The sequence below is a fragment of the Shinella zoogloeoides genome (assembly GCF_020883495.1).
Taxonomy (GTDB): Bacteria; Pseudomonadota; Alphaproteobacteria; order Rhizobiales; family Rhizobiaceae; genus Shinella; species Shinella zoogloeoides.
Genome location: NZ_CP086611.1, coordinates 140,130 through 157,911, shown reverse-complemented (window position 1 = coordinate 157,911; position 17,782 = coordinate 140,130). Strand labels below are relative to the sequence as shown.

Genomic DNA, 17,782 nt, shown 5'->3' with positions numbered 1-17,782 from the left:
ACGCCATTCCCATCAATCCAGGAGACATATCCATGGCTGACGAAAAGAGCACCGGCAAACGCACGCTTGGCGTCGTTGAGGGTCGCGACAGCATTTCGGAAGAGGCGAAGGCCGCGGCTGCCGAAGCCACGATCAACGAGCAGATCGAGGCGCTGAAGGCGGAAATCAGCCGCCTGAGGGAATCCGCGGGGCTGATCGCCGAAGGCACCGGGCAGATCGCGGTCGCCAAGGCGGAATCGCTGCGCGAGGAAGCCCGCCGCACGATCCAGGCCAATCCGCTCGTGACCCTCGCCGGCGCGGCCTTCATCGGCTACCTTTTCGGCCTGCGCCACCGGTGAGGCGACGCGCCTTGCGCTCCTGAAAAAGCCCGGCAAAGCCGGGCTTTTTCATACCTTCAGAACCAGCGCTGGCGGCGGGGCGGCTCGCTTTCCAGGGAGCCGAGCAGATAGCCGATGACCACACCGGCAATCCCGGCCGTCAGCACCACGCCCGAAAGCGCGGCGGGATGTTCCCGGGCAGCCTGCGCCACGGCTGCGCCTTCATTGCGGACATATTTCGTGGCCGAGCGAACGGCGGGGCGGGCAGCGTCCATCGCATTGCCGGCGCGCTCGCGCATCGTCTCATAGGCTTCGGTGCTCCGCTCGCCGAGGTCCTGCTGAAGGGCGGCGATCTCGTCGCGGAGAGCGGAAATCTGGGATTGAACGTCGTTGCTTGCCATTGCGGTCTCCTTGTCAGCGATGAGAACCGAACGGATGGCGGGCGGCTTGGTTCCGGCTCGCGGGGAGAATTGCCGTCAGCCGGCCTGACGGCGGCCATCGCGGCGGATCTGCGAGGGCGTGTCGCCGAAGGCGGCGCGGAAGCGCCGGGTGAAGTGCGATAGGCTCTCGAAGCCGGTTTCGAGCGCGATCTCGATCAGCGGCTTGTTGGTGCGCATCACCATGGTCAGCGCGGCGGCCATGCGGATTTTCATGTAGATCGCGCTCGGCGAGGCGCCCATGTCGCTCTCGAACAGGCGTTCGAGCTGGCGGCGGGAGACGTTCGTCATCGTGGCGATGCTGTCGATGGAGAGCAGGTCTTCCGTGTGCTGCTCCATCATCATGATGGCGAGATGCACGCGGCGGTCGCGCGCTTCGAGGCCAAGCGGATTGCGCGGCTGGACATCGGTGGCGTCGCGGCGGTGGCGGATCTGCAGGATTTCCAGCGCATTGCGCTCGGCCGCCTCGCCGACATGGTGGCGCACCAGCGTCGCGGCAAGATCGGCGACGCTGCTGCCGCCGGCACAGGTGGCGACCTTGCCGTCAAAGCGGAAGATCTGCTCCGACGTCGCTTCGATATCGGGATAGCGGGCGCGGAAATCGCGATGGTGCAGCCAGCTCACGCAGGCTGTGTGCCCCTTGAGAAGCCCCGCCTCCGCAAGGATGAAGCTGCCCGTACAGAGGCCGATCAGCCCGACGCCCGCATCGGCCGCCTTGCGCAGATAGGTCTTCGCGTAGCTGTCGATCGGCTCCTCCACGTTCAGAAGGCCGCCGACGACGGCGATGTAGTCGAAGCTGGAGGGATCGGCGAAAGGCGCGGTCGGCGCGACCTGGATGCCGCTCGAGGAGGAAATGAAATTGCGCGTGCTGCTGATGACGTCCCAGTCGCAGTTGACGCGGCGGGAGCGGTCCTCGCTATCGCTGGCAAGCCGCAAGGTATCCACGAACAATGCGAAGGCGGAGAGGGTGAAACTCTTCGACAGGATGAAGCCGACGCGCAACGCCTTCGGCGCCGCTGCCGCGCTCATCTCCTTCGATGTCCGAACATCCACCGCCATCGTGCCTCCCATTCCGCTCCATAAGCATTATAGGCGGGAAGCACCCGGGAGCGATAGCGGAATCTACCCCTCCGCGCTCGCCATCGCTTCAGGGCCGGCGCGCGCCGCGCACGGCAAGCGATACGGCATAAAGCGAGGTCGTCGCGGTGATGAAGAGGCGATGACCGTTCCGGCCGCCGAAGCAGACATTCGAGACCGCCTCCGGCACGAGGATTTTCCCGAGACGCCGGCCATCGGGCGCGATGCAATGCACGCCGTCGCCCGCCGAGGACCAGAGATTGCCGTTCTCGTCCACGCGCATGCCGTCCGCGCAGCCGGGCGCAATGACATGGAAGACGTCGCCGCCCGTCAGGCTCCCGTTGGCCGCCACGTCGAAGGCGCGGATATGGCGTGGATCGTCCGTGTGGATGCGGCCGGTATCGGCGACATAGAGGCGCGTTTCATCCGGGCTGAAGGCAAGGCCGTTCGGGCAGTTGAAATCGGTCAGCATGGCGCGGACATGGCCGGAATGCGGATCGACGCGGTAGACATTGCAGGGCAGCGCCTGCTCGCTGCGCGTGCCCTCGTAATCCGAGGCGATGCCGTAATGCGGGTCGGTAAACCAGATCGCACCGTCCGAGGTGACGACGACATCGTTGGGCGAGTTCAGCGGCTTGCCCTCGTAGCGGTCGGCGACCACCGTGATGGAGCCGTCATGCTCCGTGCGCGTCACACGGCGCGTGCCGTGTTCGCAGGTGATGAGGCGGCCTTCCCGGTCGCGCGTGTTGCCGTTGGAGAAATTCGACGGCTCGCGGAATGTCGTGATGCCGAGCGTGGCGCTCCAGCGCAGCATGCGGTTGTTGGGAATATCGGAGAACAGCAGGCAATCGTGATCGCCGAACCAGACCGGCCCCTCGGCCCAGTCGAACCCGCCGGCAAGCTTCTTGAGCGGCGCATTGCCCAGCACGAAACTGGAAAAGACAGCCTCCTCGGCCTCGAAAAACGACATCCCCACCTCCCTTGTGACGAGGATGTTTTTAGCGGCAACGGCCGCGCCCGCCTAGCCCGACCCGTCTCCATCGCCGGACAGTCCGCCCGGTCGTTGGCGCTGAACCGGGAACTCTTGTGCTTTCTCAGCCGGCATAATGCGCGGCAACGGCTGTCGCCGCCGCCGGGATATCCGCCTCGAAGCCGAGTTTGCGAAGGGCGACGCCATAGGCGGCGACATTGCCGAGCACGGCTTCGAAGCGGGCACGCTGGCCCGTATGGTTGAGCCGAACGAGGTTTTCCGCACCGGGGCCGACGCCCGGCGACATGTCCGTATCGAGATGGGCAGCGGCGGCGAGGAAGACCTCCGCATCCACGCCATCGGGCAGCCTTGCCGTCGTCACGAGATGGGATGCGCGGCCAGGTGCGGCCCATGGCTCCGTCCCAAGAGCGATCAGGCCGTCGCGCGCCGCCTTTGCCGCTTGGGCATGACGGGCGAGAACGGCATCGAGGCCTTCCGCCTCGAAGCGGTCGAGCGCGGCTTCCAGCGCGAAGAATTCCAGCGCCGCGGAGGTGCCGGGCAGCGCACCGCGGCCGGCATCGAGCCAGGCCTTGCGGTCGAGCAGCGACAGCGTCGATTCCTTTGGCCCGCCTTCGGCCGTTATCAGGCGCCATGCGGCCGGACTGACCGAGAGGGCCGAGACGCCCGCCGGTCCCGCCAGCGACTTCTGCGGTCCGATCACGGCGATATCGACGCCGAGCGCATCGACATCCAGCGCATGGCCGCCCACGGATGCGACGGCGTCCACCACCGTCACGATGCCCCGGGTCCGCGCGGCGGCGACGATCTCCTCCAGCGGGTTGAGCACGCCGTTCGCCGATTCCGCATGGCAGAAGATGACGGCTTTCGTTTCCGGATGCGCCTCGAAGGCAGCCGTCACGGCCCCGGCGTCGATCGGGCGGGCCGGCTCGGCGGAAAGCGTCACCACCTCCGCGCCGCCGCGCCGCAGCCAGCCGCCGAACCACGCGCCGAAGGGGCTGGTGACGATGTTGATCGCTTTCAGGCCCGGGCGAGCAAGGCTCGCCGTTGCCGCCTCCAGCGCGACGACCGCCTCCGTCTGGAACAGCAGGATATCGTTCCGCGTCTTGAGAACCTTGCCGAGCCGGTCGGCGATGAGGCCGAAGCGCTCGGGCGGGAAGACGGGAGCGTCGTTCAGGGCATTCCAGCGATCAAACGGCATTGCGGTCTTCCTTTTGGAGGATGAGGCGCGGCACCGCGCGCACGAGCGCGCGGGCGGCCGGCGATTGCGGCGCGCCGATCACCCCGGCCGCCGGCCCCGTCTCCACGATCCGGCCGGCATCCATGATGGCGATGCGGTGGGAGACGGCGGCGAGCACGGCGAGGTCGTGCGAGATGAAGAGATAGGCGATGCCGCGCTCGACCTGCAGGGTGACGAGGAGTTCGAGGATCTTTTCCCGCAGCGAAACGTCGAGGGCGGAGACCGCCTCGTCGAGCACAATCAGCGACGGCCGCGAGGCGATGGCGCGGGCGATGGCAATGCGCTGGCGCTGGCCGCCCGACACGTCGCGGATCGAGCGGGTGGCATAGGACGCCGGAAGGCCGACGCGGTCGAGCAGAGCCGCGACCTCCCGTGCCCATCCGGCCTTCGGAACAATGTTGTGGATGCGCAGCGGATCCTCGATGACGGACGCGACGGTGGCGCGGGGATTGAACGCGCCGAGCACATCCTGAAACACCATCTGCATCTTCGCCCGCCGCCGGCGCAGTTCGCCGCCGGAAAGCGCAAGCCAGTCCTCGCCGCCGAAATGCACCGTGCCGCCATCTGCCGGAACGAGGCGCGTAAGAACGCGCGCCAGCGTCGATTTTCCACTGCCGGACGCACCGGCAAGACCGAGGGTCTCCCCCGCCGCAAGGGTCAGCGACACGCCGTCGAGCGCGGCGACGTCGCGGCCACCCGATGCGTAGCGTTTGCTGAGATCCCGGATATCGAGCAGCGTCATCGGCCCGCCTCCCGGATCAGCGGCGGCGTCGCAAGATCGCGGTGGCTGGCGATCAGCGCGGCGGTGTAGGCCGCCTGCGGTGCGGCAAGAACCGTGGCCGTCGCGCCGGTTTCGACCAGCTCGCCGTCGCGGAAGATCGCCACCCGGTCGGCAAAGCCGGAAGCGAGCGCGATATCGTGGGTGACGAAGACCAGCGTCATGCCGCCGTCGCGCACGAGTTCATCGAGCAGCGCGACGATCTCCGCCTGCACCACCATGTCGAGCGCGCTGGTCGGCTCGTCGGCGATCAGCAGGCCGGGCTTTACCGCCAGCGCTGCGGCAATCGCCACGCGCTGGCGCTGGCCGCCGGAAAGCTGATGGGGGAAGACGTGGAGGGTCTTTTCGGGATCGGGGATGTGCACGCGCGCCAGCATGTCCAGCGCATGGGCCTCGCCCTGCCGGCGCGAAAGCCCGAGATGGCGGCGCGCGCCTTCGGCGACCTGTTCGCCGATGGTCAGCACCGGGTTCAGGCTGGCGGAAGGATCCTGGAAGACGAAACCGATATCGCGGCCGGGGCGGGGCGCATGTCCGGCCGCCCAGCGCAGGCTTCCCGCAATGCGCGCGCCATCCGGTAGCAGGCCGGCGAGCGACCGCGCGAAGGTGCTCTTGCCGGAGCCGCTTTCGCCGATGATCGCCAGCCGCTCGCCGGTATGGATATCGAGATCGACGCCCTTCAGGGCGGGGGCCGGCTGGCCGCGATAGGTGACGGCAAGCTGCCGGATTTCGCAAAGCGCCGTCATGCGCCCCCTCCCCGGTGGGCGAGCGCCTTGCCCAGCCCTTCGCTCAGGAGATAGACGCCGACGACCGTCACCACCAGCGCGATGCCGGGGAAGACCGACAGGAAGGGCGAGGAGCGCAGGACGTTCCGCCCCTCGGCGATCATCGATCCCCAGGTGACGATGTTCGGATCGCCGAGACCGAGGAAGGAGAGCGCCGCTTCCGTGAGGATCGCGGCGGCGACGATGATGGCCGAGAGCGCCAGCACCGGCGGCAGCACGTTCGGCAGGATTTCCCGCAAGGCGATCTCCACCGGATGCATGCCGACGACACGCGCCGAGGCGACATAGTCGCGCTCGCGCACGGAGAGAACCTGCGCCCGCGTCAGCCGCGCCGGATCGGCCCAGGCGCCGAGCGCGATGGCCAGCACCACGACCGGCACGGACGCGCCTATGACGCTGACGAAGGCGAGCGCCAGAAGGAAGCTCGGCACGATCTGGAAGGCATCGACCACGCGCATCAGCGCCTCGTCGACGATGCCGCCGGCAAAACCCGCCGCCAGCCCGACGCAAAGGCCGACGGCAAGGGCGGCACATGCCGCCGCAAGCCCGACGAGAAGCGAGGTGCGCGCGCCATGCACGATGCCCGCCAGCACGTCCCGCCCCAGCCGGTCCGTGCCGAGCGGGAAGGCCGGATCGGTGAAGGGCGCGGTCAGCGCGCGGCCGGCGATGCGCAGCGGATCGCCCGGCGACAGAACCGGCGCGAACAGCGCGACGAGCGCAAGCACGGCGAGAAGGCCAAACCCGACCGCGCCCTCGGGCGTCCGCAGAAGGTTTCGCAGCAGCCTCATGCGCCACGCTCCGAAGCCCCGACGCGCGGGTCGAGCGCGGCATAGGCGATATCGATCATAAGGTTGACGAGGATGACCAGCACGGCGCTCGTCACGATGATGCCGGTAAGCAGCGCCGTATCGCGCCCGCTCACCGCCTCCTGCGCCAGCCGCCCGAAGCCGGGAATGGCAAAAATGCTCTCGATGACGACGCTGCCGCCAAGCATGGCGGCCGATTGCAGGCCGAGCATGGTGACGAGCGGCAGCAGCGCGTTACGCGCGACATGCCGCAGCACGATCCGCGCCCGCGAAACACCCTTGGAGCGGGCGAAGAGCACGAAATCCAGCCCCCAGACCTCCGCCATCCCGGCCCGCATGACGCGCAGGAAGAGCGCCATATAGACCAGCGTCAGCGTTGCGACCGGCAGCGCCAGATGGGCGGCGATATCGGCGGCGCGCGAAAGGCCGGTACGCCCGGAGGCGATGGTTTCGATGCCGGAGGTGGGCAGCCAGCGAAGCTGCACGGCGAAGACGATGCTGAGGACGAGGCCGAGCCAGAAGCCGGGGATGGCGTAGAGGATGAGCGAGAGTGTGGAGAGGACCCGGTCGCGCCCGCTGCCGGGCTTTTCCCCGGCGACGATGCCGAGCGCCGAGCCGATGGCGAAGGAGAGCGCCGTGGCGCTGCCCATCAGCAGCAGCGTGTTGGGCAGGCGTTCGAGGATGAGGTCGCGCACCGGCCGGTCGAAGGCGACGGACCAGCCGAGATCGAGCCGGGCGAGCGAGGACAGATAGAGCCAGAGCCGCGCCGCCATGGACTGGTCGAGACCGTAGGAGGCGCGCAAGGACTGCGCAATCGTCGCGTCGCCTCCGCCGATGGAGAGGAGATAGGCATCGACGGCATCGCCCGCCGCCGCCTCCAGCAGCAGGAATGTCAGCACGACGACGATCAGCAGCACGGGAATGCTGCCGAGCGCGCGGCGTCTCAGCAATCGAAGGGTTCGGTTCACGCTGCGCCTGACCTGACGATGTTTCCCCGGTGAACGAACCCTATCACGATTGCAGCGCGGTATCCGCCCAGTTGGAGACCGCCCAGCGCGGATTGCTGGCGACGTTTTCTACCGTGTCGCGCGCGACCGTGATGAAGCCCCATTCGGCGACGTTGATCAGCGGCAGGTCGGAGACGACCAGCTTCTGGAACTGCCGGTAGAGTTCGGTGCGGGCGGCCTCCTCGATGGTTTCCGACGCCTTGGCGATCACCGCGTCGAGTTCCGCATTGGCGTAGCCGCCCTGATTGGAGAAGCCGACGCCCGCCGGAATGCCGGATTGCACGAGAATGGTCGTGGAGATCGCCGGATCGCCACGGAAAACCGGCGGGGCGACGGCAAGGTCGAAATCGTGGTCGGTATAGACCGCCTTCTGGTGCGCGGCGGAATCGGCGTTGACCAGTTCCGCGTCGATGCCGATTTCGGCGAGCGCCTGCCGCAGGTAATCGCCGAACTGGCGCGTCTCGTTGAAATAGGGCGCCGGGCGCAGCTTCAGGGAAAAGCGCTTGCCGTCCGCGCCCCGGGCATAGCCGGCCTCGTCGAGCAGCGCATTAGCCTTTGCGACGTCGAAATCGTAGGCCGGCACGGCGGCGTCGTAGAATTGCGGTGCATTCTTCGGCACCGGGCCGGTGGAGGCCGTGGCATAGCCGAGGAAGATTGTGTCGACCACGAATTTTTTATCGATGGCATGGGCGATGGCCTGCCGCACCTTGAGGTCGGCCAGTTCCTTGCGGCGATGGTTGATCTCCACGACGAGCTGGTAGGTCAGCGCCTCGTAGCCCTTGGTGACGACCTCGATGCCCGGCACCTTCGAGATGCGGTCGAGATCGGTGAGCGGAACGGCGGAGAAGGCGGCAAGCTGGATTTCCTCGGCCTCCAGCGCCGCGCCCGCACCGGCGCGGTCTGGCAGCACGCGGAAGATGATCTCGTCGAGCTTCGGCTGGTCCTTGCCCCAATAGGCCTCGTTGCGGGTCAGGCGATAATATTCGCCGGGCTTGTATTCGGTAAAGCGGAAGGGGCCCGTGCCGACGAGCTGGATATTCGCCGGGTTCGCGGCGATATCCGTACCCTCGTAGAGATGTTTCGGCACAACGCTGCTGACGACGGGCAGCGCATTGCGGATGAGTTGCAGCGGCGTCGGCTTGGAGAAGCGGAAGATCGCGGTCGCATCGTCCGGCGTCTCGACCATCTCCAGATTGGCGAAGACGACGCGGCCGAGATTCTGCAGGGGCTTCCAGATATTGAGCGCCGAGAAAGCGACGTCGGCGGAGGTGAAGGGCTTGCCGTCGTGCCAGGTCACACCCTCGCGCAGGCGGAAGGTGACGGAAAGCCCGTCTTCCGAGCCTTCCCAGGCGGTGGCGAGGCGCGGCGCCAGCCCGTCCTTACCGTCGAAGGAGGCTTCGGCCAGCGGCTCCACCACCTTGCTCGCGACGAAGAACACGCCGTTGGAAGCGACGATGGCCGGATTGAGGTTCTTCGGCTCGGAATCGGCCGCCACGATCAGCCGGCCGCCGGAAGGCGCGTCGCCGGCAAGCCCGAGTGTCGGCAGGGCCGTGGAAGCCAGCAGCGCGGCCCCCGCCTGCAAGAAGGTTCGCCGGGTTGGGGTCGCGCTCAGCATCTGTCTCTCCTGCTTGTGCATCGGATATTGGCGGCGAATCGACCGCGCGCACAGAGAGGAAATTCTCCTGTCCCGTCTTGCAAGAACAAATTCTTGCAACGAACCGGCGCTACACCCCCATGAGACCGCCGCCCGTGCTATCAGGGGGCACCGATTCCATGTTGATTGTCCGATGACCTCCAAGACCCGTGGCTACCTCTTCGCCTTCCTCGCGATCTGCATCTTCGCGGGTCAGGACGCCATTACCAAATATCTCGGCGACCGCTATCCGCCGCTCTTCATCACGATGATCCGGTTCTGGGCCTTCGCGGTCTTCGTGTTCTGCTTCGCCGCCTCCTCGCCGGGCGGGGTGCGCGGCGCGGTCACGACGCGGCGTCCCTGGCTGCAGATCGTCCGCGGCCTGCTGCTGGTCGCCGAAATCGTCGTCATCGTCTTTTCCTACGTTCATGCCGGCCTCGCCATGAGCCAGTCGATCTTCCAGGCGACGCCGCTGATCATCACCATCCTGTCGATCCCGCTGCTCGGCGAAACGGTCGGCTGGCGACGCGGCGCGGCCGTGCTCGTTGGCCTGATCGGCGTCCTGGTGATCATCAACCCGGTCGATATCCATTTCGACATGTCGCTGCTCCTGCCGCTCGGGGCCTCCGTGCTGTTCGCCCTCTACAGCATTGCCACGCGCGCGGTGAGCCGCGAGGATTCGGCCGTGACCAGCCTGTTCTATGCGGGCGTCGCCGGCGCCGTCGCGATCTCGCTGATCGGCCCGTTCTACTGGACAGAGGTGCGGGGGCCGGACTGGTTCGCCCTTGCGGCGCTCTGCGTCTGCGGCACGCTCAGCCACTACTTCCTCATCCGCGCCTACGGACTGCTGCCGGCAGCCGAGGTCCAGCCCGTCACCTATTTCCAGCTCGTCCTCAACGTCATCCTCGCCGTCAGCCTCTTCGGCGAGATCATCACGCCCAACATGGTGATCGGCGCCGTCATCGTCGTGGGCGCGGGCCTCTTCACCATCTGGCGGGAGCACCAACTGGCAAAGCGAACCCGCGCCTGATCGCGGCGATATTCCGTGGATGAGCGAATCTTTGGAATGCCATTCCTGTCAAATCCGCGCCGGGCGGGGCATCGGTGGTCCGCTAGGAACCCGCCTGTGACGGTGGGTCGCCCTCCTCCGGGGGCATAGCGTCTTCGCAGGGCGGAGCGACGATGCTATCTGGCGCGGACGACCGGACTGAAAACGTGAGCAGACAATGACATTTCCCACAGCGGCCACCCCCGCCGCCCCGCCCGGGCAAACAGCGCCCATGGTGCTCTTCAAGGGCGTGACCAAGCGCTACGGCGACGACGCCAACGCCTTCGTCGCGCTCGACGGCGTCGACATGGCCGTCGGCCGCGGCGCCATCACCGGCATCATCGGCCGGTCCGGCGCGGGCAAATCCACGCTCATCCGCCTCGTCAACGGTCTCGAAAAGGCGACGGCCGGCGAGGTCGTGGTGGACGGAACCGAGGTCGGCGGGCTGACCGAGGCGGCGCTGCGCGGCCTTCGCCGCGAAGTCGGCATGATCTTCCAGCACTTCAACCTGCTCTCCTCGCGCACCGCCTTCGACAATATCGCCCTGCCGCTCGAAATCGCCGGGCTGGACCGCGCCGCGATCAAGGCGAAGGTCGGCCCCCTGCTCGATCTCGTCGGTCTCGGCGACAAGGCGGAGCGCTACCCGTCCGAGCTTTCCGGCGGCCAGAAGCAGCGCGTCGGCATCGCCCGCGCGCTCGCCACCTCGCCCAAGCTTCTCCTCTCCGACGAGGCGACCTCGGCGCTCGACCCGGAAACCACCCAGTCGATCCTGGCGCTGCTGAAGCAGATCAACGCCGATCTCGGCCTGACCGTCCTCCTCATCACGCACGAGATGGAGGTGGTGAAGACCATCGCCTCGCATGTCGCGGTCATCGACAGGGGCCGCATCGTCGAGCAGGGCCGCACCTTCGACATCTTCACCGCGCCGCAGCACGAGACGACGCGCATCCTGCTCTCCTCGACGCTCGGCATCGGCCTGCCGGAATGGCTGCGCTCCGGCGTCAAGGCCGAAGCCTCGGCGGGCGACCGCATCCTCGTGCGCCTCACCTTCTTCGGCGCGACGGCCTTCCAGCCGTTGACCGCGCGGCTGGTCACGGAGATCGGCGGCAACGTCAACATCCTCGCCGGCGCCATCGAGGAGATCGCCGGGGAACCCTTCGGCACGCTCGTCGTCGCCTATCCGGCAACGCCCGAGGTCCTCGCCCGGGCCGCCCGCTTCTATGCCGAGACCGGCCTTGCCACGGAGATGCTCGGCTATGTCGCCTGACATGCTCTTCGACATTCTCTCGAAATCGCTGCTGCAAACGCTGCACATGGTCGCCGTCTCCGGTCTCGTCGGCTCGCTGATCGGCCTGCCCATCGGCGTCTTCCTCGCAACCAGCGCGCGGGGCGAGCTTTTCCCGGCCCCGGCGCTCAATTCCGCGATCGGGCTTGTCGTCAATGCGGCACGCTCGACGCCCTTCATCATCCTCGTCGTCGCCATCATCCCCTTCACGCGCCTTCTGACGGGCACGTCCATCGGCACGACGGCGGCCATCGTGCCGCTCACCATCGCCACCGTCCCGTTCTTCGCGCGCCTCGTGGAAGCGGCGATCCGCGATGTCGACAAGGGGCTGATCGAGGCGGCGCGCGCCATGGGCGCGACGCCGATGCAGATCGTCCTCAAGGTGCTGCTCGCCGAGGCGCGGCCGGCGATCCTGCTCGCCTTCACCATGACCATCGTCAGCCTGATCGGCTATTCGGCCATGGTCGGGGCGGTCGGCGGCGGCGGCCTCGGCGACCTCGGCATCCGCTACGGCTACCAGCGCTTCATGCCCGAAGTCATGCTGGCCGTGGTCGTGGTGCTGATCGTCCTCGTGCAGCTCGTGCAGAGCGCGGGCGACGCGCTCGCCCGCCGCTTCGACAAGCGCAACCGCAAAACCTGATTTCACGCCTTCCAAGCAGCATCATGAAGGAGATACACATGATGAAATTCCTCGTCACCGCGGCCCTCGCCGCCCTTGTCAGCGGCACCGCGCTCGCCGAAGACATCAAGATCGGCGTCACGCCGGGCGAGCACGCGCAGATCATGGAAAAGGTCAAGGACGTCGCCGCCAAGAAGGGCCTCAACATCGAGATCCTCGAATTCTCCGACTACGTCGTGCCGAACCAGGCGCTGGCGGACGGCGACCTCAACGCCAACTCGTTCCAGCACCAGCCCTATCTCGACAACCAGATCGCCGATCGCGGCTTCGACCTCGTCGGCGTCGGCAAGACGATCACGACCCCGATGGGCGTCTATTCCAAGAAGGTGAAGGCCCTCGGCGAACTGGCCGACGGCGCGACCGTCGCCATTCCGAACGACCCGACCAACGGCGGCCGCGCGCTGCTCATCCTCGCCAAGGAAGGCCTTATCAAGGTCAACCCCGAGGCCGGCCTGAAGGCTGGTCCGGCGGATGTGACGGAGAACCCGAAGAACATCACCTTCGCCGAACTCGACGCCGCCCAGCTCCCGCGCTCGCTCGACGACGTCGACGCGGCCGTGATCAACACCAACTATGCGCTGGAAGCCGGCCTTCACCCGAAGACCGACGCCATCGCCATCGAAGGCGCCGAATCGCCCTATGCCAACCTGATCGTCGTGCGCAGCGCCGACAAGGATGCGCCCTGGGTGAAGACGCTCGTCGAGGCCTATCACGACGACAGCATCAAGACCTTCATCAACGAAGAGTTCAAGGGCGCGCTGATTCCCTCCTGGTAATCGGCATCCCCGGTACGAATGACGGCGCGGCGTCCCGAAACATCGGGGCGCCGCGTTTTGTTTCGGGTAGAGTGTCGGAACCACGGCCCGCCGGCCGTCTTTCAGGAAGACAACCACGGAGCCGACAGTGACCATCACCATCACAGCCTTCGAAAGCTCGCCCGACCGTGGCAGGGGGCAGGCGCGCGACATGCGGGTGCGCTGGGCGCTGGAGGAAGTGGGCCAGCCCTACGAGGTCCGCCTCCTCTCCTTCGCGGCGATGAAGGAACCGGCCCATATCGCCCTCCAGCCCTTCGGCCAGATCCCGACCTACGAGGAGGGCGACCTCGCCTTGTTCGAGACCGGCGCCATCGTCCTCCATATCGCCGGGCGTCATGCAGGCCTGCTGCCGGAAGATGCGAATGCAAGGGCGCGCGCCATCGCCTGGATGTTCGCCGCGCTCAACACCGTGGAGCCGCCGATCGTCGAGCGCGAGGCGGCCGGCTATGCCGAAGGGGACAAGCCCTGGCACAGGGAGCGCATGCCGATGCTCGACAGCCGCGTCCATGCCCGGCTGGAGGCGCTTTCCCGCCGGCTCGGCGCGGGCGAATGGCTCGACGGCGCCTTCAGCGCGGGCGATCTCCTGATGGTGACGGTGCTGCGCCGGCTGGAGCGGACGGACCTTCTCGACGCCCACGCGAACCTTCGTCCCTATATCGCCCGCGCCGAGGCCCGTCCCGCCTACAGGCGCGCCTTCGACGCCCAGCACGCCGTCTTTGCGCGGCGCGCCTGACGACAGGGCCGCTCTATTGGGTGGACTTCTCCGCCCAGAAGGTGTTTGACGGGTTCCGACAGAACGGAGCCGCCGGCAAGGCAGGCGAGATCATCGGATTTTATGCATGAATGATGCCCATCACCCGAACGGCGCGGCGGCCGTAGCGCCCCCTGCCCTGTCGGAGCGCGAGAAGAACGTCATCATCGCCGGCGTGCTGCTCTCCATGCTGCTGGCGGCCCTCGACCAGACCATCGTCGCCCCCGCCATGCCGACGATCGGCCACGCCCTCGGCCATGCCGACTACCTGCCGTGGATCGTGACGGGCTATCTGCTGACCGCGACCGCCATGGCCCCCCTCTACGGCAAGATATCGGACATATACGGACGCCGCACGACGATCTTCGCCGCCATCGCGATCTTCCTCGTCGGCTCGCTGATCAATGCGCTCGCCCCCAACATGCCGACGCTGATCGCCGGCCGCCTCGTGCAGGGGCTTGGCGGCGGCGGGCTGTTCGCGCTGACGCAAACGGTCATCGGCGACCTCGTGCCGCCGCGCGAGCGCGCCCGCTACGCCGCCTGGATCTCCGGGACCTGGGCGGTGGCGAGCATTGCCGGGCCGCTGCTCGGCGGCGCCTTCGCCGAACATCTCCACTGGTCGCTCATCTTCTGGATCAACATCCCGCTCGGCTTCGTCGTGGTGGCGATCATCAACCGGCCGCTGAAAAAGCTGCCGCTGCCCAGCCGCGCGCACAGCATCGATGCGGCCGGCGCGGCGCTGCTCGTCGCGGCGACCTCGGTTCTGCTGCTCGCGCTCAACTGGGGCGGCAGCCGCTATGCCTGGCTTTCCCTCGCCATCCTCGGCCTTCTGGCCCTGTCGGCCCTCCTGTGGACCGCCTTTGCCGTCAGGCTGCGGCGCGCGGCCGAGCCGCTCATCTCGCTGGAGGTCCTTGCCGATCCGGTCGTGCGCTGCGGAACGCTGGCGATCTTCCTGGTGCAGGCGGCCAATGTGGGCCTGTCCGTCTATATCCCGCTCTATGTGCAGTCGTTCCACGGCTTGTCCGCCGCCGACGCGGGCTTCACCATGGTCGGCATCCTGATGGGCACCGTCTTCGGCGCGGTGGCGAGCGGCCGGACGATCCCGAAGGCCGTCCATTACAAGTGGATCGCCCTTGCCGGCGCGCTGTTCAGCGTCCTGTGCCTCTCCATCCTCGCCTTCTTCGCCGGGCAGACCTCCCTGCCGGTCTTCGAACTGCTGATCTTCTGCGTGGGCTTCGGCACGGGCATGACGTTCCCGGTCACCACGGTCTCGGTGCAGAACGCGGTCGATCAGGCGCATCTGGGCGTGGCGACCGGCGTGCTGACCTTCCTGCGCTCCCTCGGCGGCGCCCTCGGCGTGGCGATCCTCGGCGCCATCGCGCTCGGCAACGGCCTGCCGCTCGTCGGCGAGGCCGTAGAGGCGAGCGAGACGGGCAGCCTGCCGGCGACGGCCTTCACCTATATCTTCGTCGCCTGCGCCTCCTCCATGGCGCTGTCGCTCGTCCTCTTCCACCTGATGCCCGAAAGGCCGCTGCGCGGCAGCGTCAGGGACGAGCCGCCGGTGAGCATGGAATAGGCCGCGCCTCTCGCCTTGCCGCCGGTTGTGGCCCTATATGGAGACATGGCCAGAATCACCGACGACAGCCCGGAGGAGCGCACCCCGGCACTGACCGCGCAGGATGCGCCCCTGCCCGCGCATCTGCAGGACCTCACCGAACGCGCCCGCGTCTATGTCGAAGCGGCCAGTTCCGCCAATACGCGCAAGGCCTATGCCTCGGACTGGAAGCATTTCTCCGCCTGGTGCCGGCGGCAGAACCTGTCCCCGCTTCCGCCCGATCCGCAGATCGTCGGCCTCTATATCACGGCCTGCGCCTCCGGCGCCGCCGGGGGCGGCGGCAAGGCCAACACGGTCTCGACCATCGAGCGGCGTCTTTCGGCCATAAGCTGGAACTGCGCCCAGCGCGGCCTCTCCCTCGACCGCGGCGACCGCCATATCGCCACCGTCCTCGCCGGCATCCGCAACCGGCATGCCGCTCCGCCCCGGCAGAAGGAGGCCATCCTTCCCGAAGACCTGATCGCCATGCTGGAAACGCTCGACCGCGGCTCGCTGCGCGGCCTGCGCGACCGCGCCATGCTGCTGCTCGGCTTTACCGGCGGCCTGCGCCGCTCGGAGATCACCGGCCTCGACCTCGGGCGTGACCAGACGGAGGATGGCCGCGGCTGGGTCGAAATCTTCGACAAGGGCGCGCTTCTGACGCTGCGCGGGAAAACCGGCTGGCGCGAGGTGGAAATCGGCCGGGGCTCCACCGAGACGACCTGCCCCGTCGCCGCGCTCGAAACCTGGATCCGATTCGCGAGGATCGCCAGAGGCCCGCTCTTCCGCCGCGTGACCGGCAAGGGCAAGGAGGTCGGCCCGGACCGCCTCAACGACCAGGAGGTGGCGCGCCTCGTCAAGAAGACGGCGCTCGCCGCCGGCGTGCGCGGCGATCTTTCCGAGGCCGAGCGGGCGCAGAAATTCGCCGGTCATTCCCTGCGCGCCGGCCTTGCCTCCTCCGCCGAGATCGACGAGCGCCACGTCCAGAAACAGCTCGGCCATGCCTCCGCGGAGATGACCCGCCGCTACCAGCGGCGGCGCGACCGTTTCCGTATCAACCTCACCAAGGCCGCCGGCCTCTGACCTCAGTTGAGGGAGAGGCCGCCGCCGGCGACGGCCGGGCTGAACAGCCTGCCGTTCTCCGCCGCACCCAGCGCCGAGCGCTCCTTCAGCAGTTCGAGGAAATCGTAGCCGGCCGCCCAGCGCCCGAAGCCGCTCGCGACATTGATATGCCCCGCCTCGCCGATATCGACGAGATCGCTGCCCCAGGCCGCCGCCGTGCGGCGCAGCCGCTCGACGGGCATGTAGGGATCGTTGAGGCTGCCGACGACGAGCGAGGGAAACGGCAGGCGGCGGCGCGGCATCGCGCCGAACCGGACGATACAGGGATGCAGGCTTTCGGTCGCATCGAGATCGCAAGGCGCGACGAGCAGCGCGCCGCGAACCCGCCCGGCAAGCCGGCTTTCGGCAAAGCGCGCCGCCAGCACGCAGCCGAGGCTGTGGCCGACCAGCCAGACGTCTCGGCCGATCATGTCGACCTGGCGTTCCAGCTCGGCAAGCCAGTTCTCACGCTGCGGGCAGGCCCAGTCATGCTGCTCCACCACCCGGCTCTCCGGGTTGTCGCGTGCCCAGTGGCGCTGCCAATGGGCATCGGAAGAGCCGTTGAGGCCCGGCAGGATGAGCGTGTCGACGGGGATATCGATGGAGCGCATGGCAAGCCTTCCTTCGTGAACCGGCATGGCCCGAATGATGCCTGCCGCCGGCCGGTTTCGTAAGGAAGAGGCTGCTACAGTCTCCAAAATCCATAAAAATTCTTTGCATTCGGGACGACCATGGCGGCCATCCGTTCAGCCGACCCTTCCGAGCGCCGCGACCCGTTCGAAATGGCCGCGGCCGAGGTGCCCCGTGCCGTCGCGGATATCGGCGGCGATGGCAGCCTTCAGGGCTTCCGCGTCCCGCGCGAGGATGGCGGCCAGCGCCTCGGCATGACGGTCGACCTGATAGGTCTGCGACAGGGTCTCGCCGGCCCGGCGCATGAAGGGGCCGAGGCGCAGCCAGAGGGATTCGATGAGCGGCAGGGTCACCATGCCCGGCCGCGCCGTGTAGAGGCAGCGGTGGAAATCGAAATTCGCCTCCACCAGCCGCCCGAAATCGCGCGCGGCGAGCGCCTGGTCCGCCAGCCCGTCGAGGGCGCGCAGCCGGGCGAGGTAGAGGTCGTCGATAAAGGGCAAGGCGCGTTCGGCCGCCCGGGTCTCCAGCGCGACACGCGCCTCCAGCACCTCCTCGAACCCCTCGGCGTCGAGGTCCGGCACGCGGACGCGGCGATTGTCCAGAAGCTCCAGCGCCCCCTCGGAGACCAGCCGGTGCAGGGCCTCGCGCACCGGCATGGCGCTGACGCCGAGCGTTTCGGCAAGGCCGTTGATCGTGACGGGTTCGCCGGGCTCGAAGCCGCCCGCCATGATGCCTCGCCGCAGCACGCGGTAGACCCACTGCTTGACGGACTCGGATGTCTCCCGGCCGGTTGCGACCAGCATGCTGAAACCCT

The 17,782-nt window shown here is 67.7% G+C and carries 19 protein-coding genes; 8 read left to right on the top strand and 11 right to left on the bottom strand.

Annotation, left to right across the window (positions count from 1 at the left end; genetic code table 11):
• Positions 1 to 32 precede the first annotated feature (32 nt).
• Positions 33 to 338, top strand: a complete 306-nt coding sequence (locus tag K8M09_RS20345; protein ID WP_160785737.1) for a hypothetical protein — start codon at positions 33 to 35, stop codon at positions 336 to 338.
• Between the two features lie 56 nt (positions 339 to 394).
• Here K8M09_RS20345 and K8M09_RS20340 read toward each other — a convergent pair whose 3' ends face one another.
• The 9 genes from K8M09_RS20340 to K8M09_RS20300 form a co-directional block, all read right to left on the bottom strand.
• On the bottom strand, positions 395 to 718 hold the full coding sequence (locus K8M09_RS20340) for a hypothetical protein (RefSeq protein WP_160785738.1): 324 nt from the start codon (positions 716 to 718) through the stop codon (positions 395 to 397).
• Between the two features lie 75 nt (positions 719 to 793).
• Complete coding sequence (locus K8M09_RS20335; protein ID WP_160785739.1) at positions 794 to 1,783, bottom strand: GlxA family transcriptional regulator; 990 nt, start codon at positions 1,781 to 1,783, stop codon at positions 794 to 796.
• Positions 1,784 to 1,901: 118 nt separating this feature from the next.
• Complete coding sequence (locus K8M09_RS20330) at positions 1,902 to 2,801, bottom strand: SMP-30/gluconolactonase/LRE family protein (RefSeq protein WP_160785740.1); 900 nt, start codon at positions 2,799 to 2,801, stop codon at positions 1,902 to 1,904.
• Between the two features lie 124 nt (positions 2,802 to 2,925).
• Positions 2,926 to 4,020 carry a pyridoxal-phosphate-dependent aminotransferase family protein gene (locus K8M09_RS20325; RefSeq protein ID WP_160785741.1) on the bottom strand — a complete coding sequence of 365 codons (1,095 nt, stop codon included), beginning with the start codon at positions 4,018 to 4,020 and terminating at the stop codon, positions 2,926 to 2,928.
• Complete coding sequence (locus tag K8M09_RS20320; protein ID WP_160785742.1) at positions 4,010 to 4,801, bottom strand: ABC transporter ATP-binding protein; 792 nt, start codon at positions 4,799 to 4,801, stop codon at positions 4,010 to 4,012. Before K8M09_RS20320 ends, K8M09_RS20325 begins: the two co-directional genes overlap by 11 nt.
• Positions 4,798 to 5,580, bottom strand: coding sequence for an ABC transporter ATP-binding protein (locus tag K8M09_RS20315; RefSeq protein ID WP_160785743.1), 783 nt, complete (start codon positions 5,578 to 5,580; stop codon positions 4,798 to 4,800). The genes K8M09_RS20320 and K8M09_RS20315 overlap by 4 nt, the downstream gene beginning before the upstream one ends.
• On the bottom strand, positions 5,577 to 6,407 hold the full coding sequence (locus K8M09_RS20310; protein WP_160785744.1) for an ABC transporter permease: 831 nt from the start codon (positions 6,405 to 6,407) through the stop codon (positions 5,577 to 5,579). The genes K8M09_RS20315 and K8M09_RS20310 overlap by 4 nt, the downstream gene beginning before the upstream one ends.
• A complete protein-coding gene (locus K8M09_RS20305; RefSeq protein WP_160785745.1) occupies positions 6,404 to 7,393 on the bottom strand; it encodes an ABC transporter permease in 990 nt (329 codons plus the stop codon). The genes K8M09_RS20310 and K8M09_RS20305 overlap by 4 nt, the downstream gene beginning before the upstream one ends.
• Positions 7,394 to 7,436: 43 nt before the next feature.
• A complete protein-coding gene (locus K8M09_RS20300; RefSeq protein ID WP_160785746.1) occupies positions 7,437 to 9,047 on the bottom strand; it encodes an ABC transporter substrate-binding protein in 1,611 nt (536 codons plus the stop codon).
• A gap of 172 nt (positions 9,048 to 9,219) precedes the next feature.
• Here K8M09_RS20300 and K8M09_RS20295 point away from each other — a divergent pair, with 172 nt between their 5' ends.
• The 7 genes from K8M09_RS20295 to K8M09_RS20265 all read left to right on the top strand — a co-directional run bounded on the left by K8M09_RS20295 (position 9,220) and on the right by K8M09_RS20265 (position 16,320).
• On the top strand, positions 9,220 to 10,095 hold the full coding sequence (locus K8M09_RS20295; protein ID WP_160785747.1) for a DMT family transporter: 876 nt from the start codon (positions 9,220 to 9,222) through the stop codon (positions 10,093 to 10,095).
• A 196-nt stretch (positions 10,096 to 10,291) separates the two neighbouring features.
• Positions 10,292 to 11,380, top strand: coding sequence for a methionine ABC transporter ATP-binding protein (locus K8M09_RS20290; protein WP_380734657.1), 1,089 nt, complete (start codon positions 10,292 to 10,294; stop codon positions 11,378 to 11,380).
• Entirely contained in the window at positions 11,370 to 12,038 is a 669-nt protein-coding gene (locus K8M09_RS20285; RefSeq protein ID WP_160785748.1) for a methionine ABC transporter permease, read from the top strand. The genes K8M09_RS20290 and K8M09_RS20285 overlap by 11 nt, the downstream gene beginning before the upstream one ends.
• A gap of 38 nt (positions 12,039 to 12,076) precedes the next feature.
• Entirely contained in the window at positions 12,077 to 12,853 is a 777-nt protein-coding gene (locus tag K8M09_RS20280; protein ID WP_160785749.1) for a MetQ/NlpA family ABC transporter substrate-binding protein, read from the top strand.
• Positions 12,854 to 12,980: 127 nt separating this feature from the next.
• A complete protein-coding gene (locus K8M09_RS20275; protein WP_160785750.1) occupies positions 12,981 to 13,625 on the top strand; it encodes a glutathione S-transferase family protein in 645 nt (214 codons plus the stop codon).
• A gap of 106 nt (positions 13,626 to 13,731) precedes the next feature.
• Complete coding sequence (locus K8M09_RS20270) at positions 13,732 to 15,219, top strand: MDR family MFS transporter (RefSeq protein WP_160785751.1); 1,488 nt, start codon at positions 13,732 to 13,734, stop codon at positions 15,217 to 15,219.
• 45 nt (positions 15,220 to 15,264) lie between these two features.
• Complete coding sequence (locus tag K8M09_RS20265; protein ID WP_160785752.1) at positions 15,265 to 16,320, top strand: tyrosine-type recombinase/integrase; 1,056 nt, start codon at positions 15,265 to 15,267, stop codon at positions 16,318 to 16,320.
• A gap of 2 nt (positions 16,321 to 16,322) precedes the next feature.
• Here K8M09_RS20265 and K8M09_RS20260 read toward each other — a convergent pair whose 3' ends face one another.
• Positions 16,323 to 16,949 carry an RBBP9/YdeN family alpha/beta hydrolase gene (locus K8M09_RS20260; RefSeq protein WP_160785753.1) on the bottom strand — a complete coding sequence of 209 codons (627 nt, stop codon included), beginning with the start codon at positions 16,947 to 16,949 and terminating at the stop codon, positions 16,323 to 16,325.
• Positions 16,950 to 17,084: 135 nt separating this feature from the next.
• Positions 17,085 to 17,771, bottom strand: coding sequence for a GntR family transcriptional regulator (locus K8M09_RS20255; protein WP_160785754.1), 687 nt, complete (start codon positions 17,769 to 17,771; stop codon positions 17,085 to 17,087).
• Positions 17,772 to 17,782: the final 11 nt, after the last annotated feature.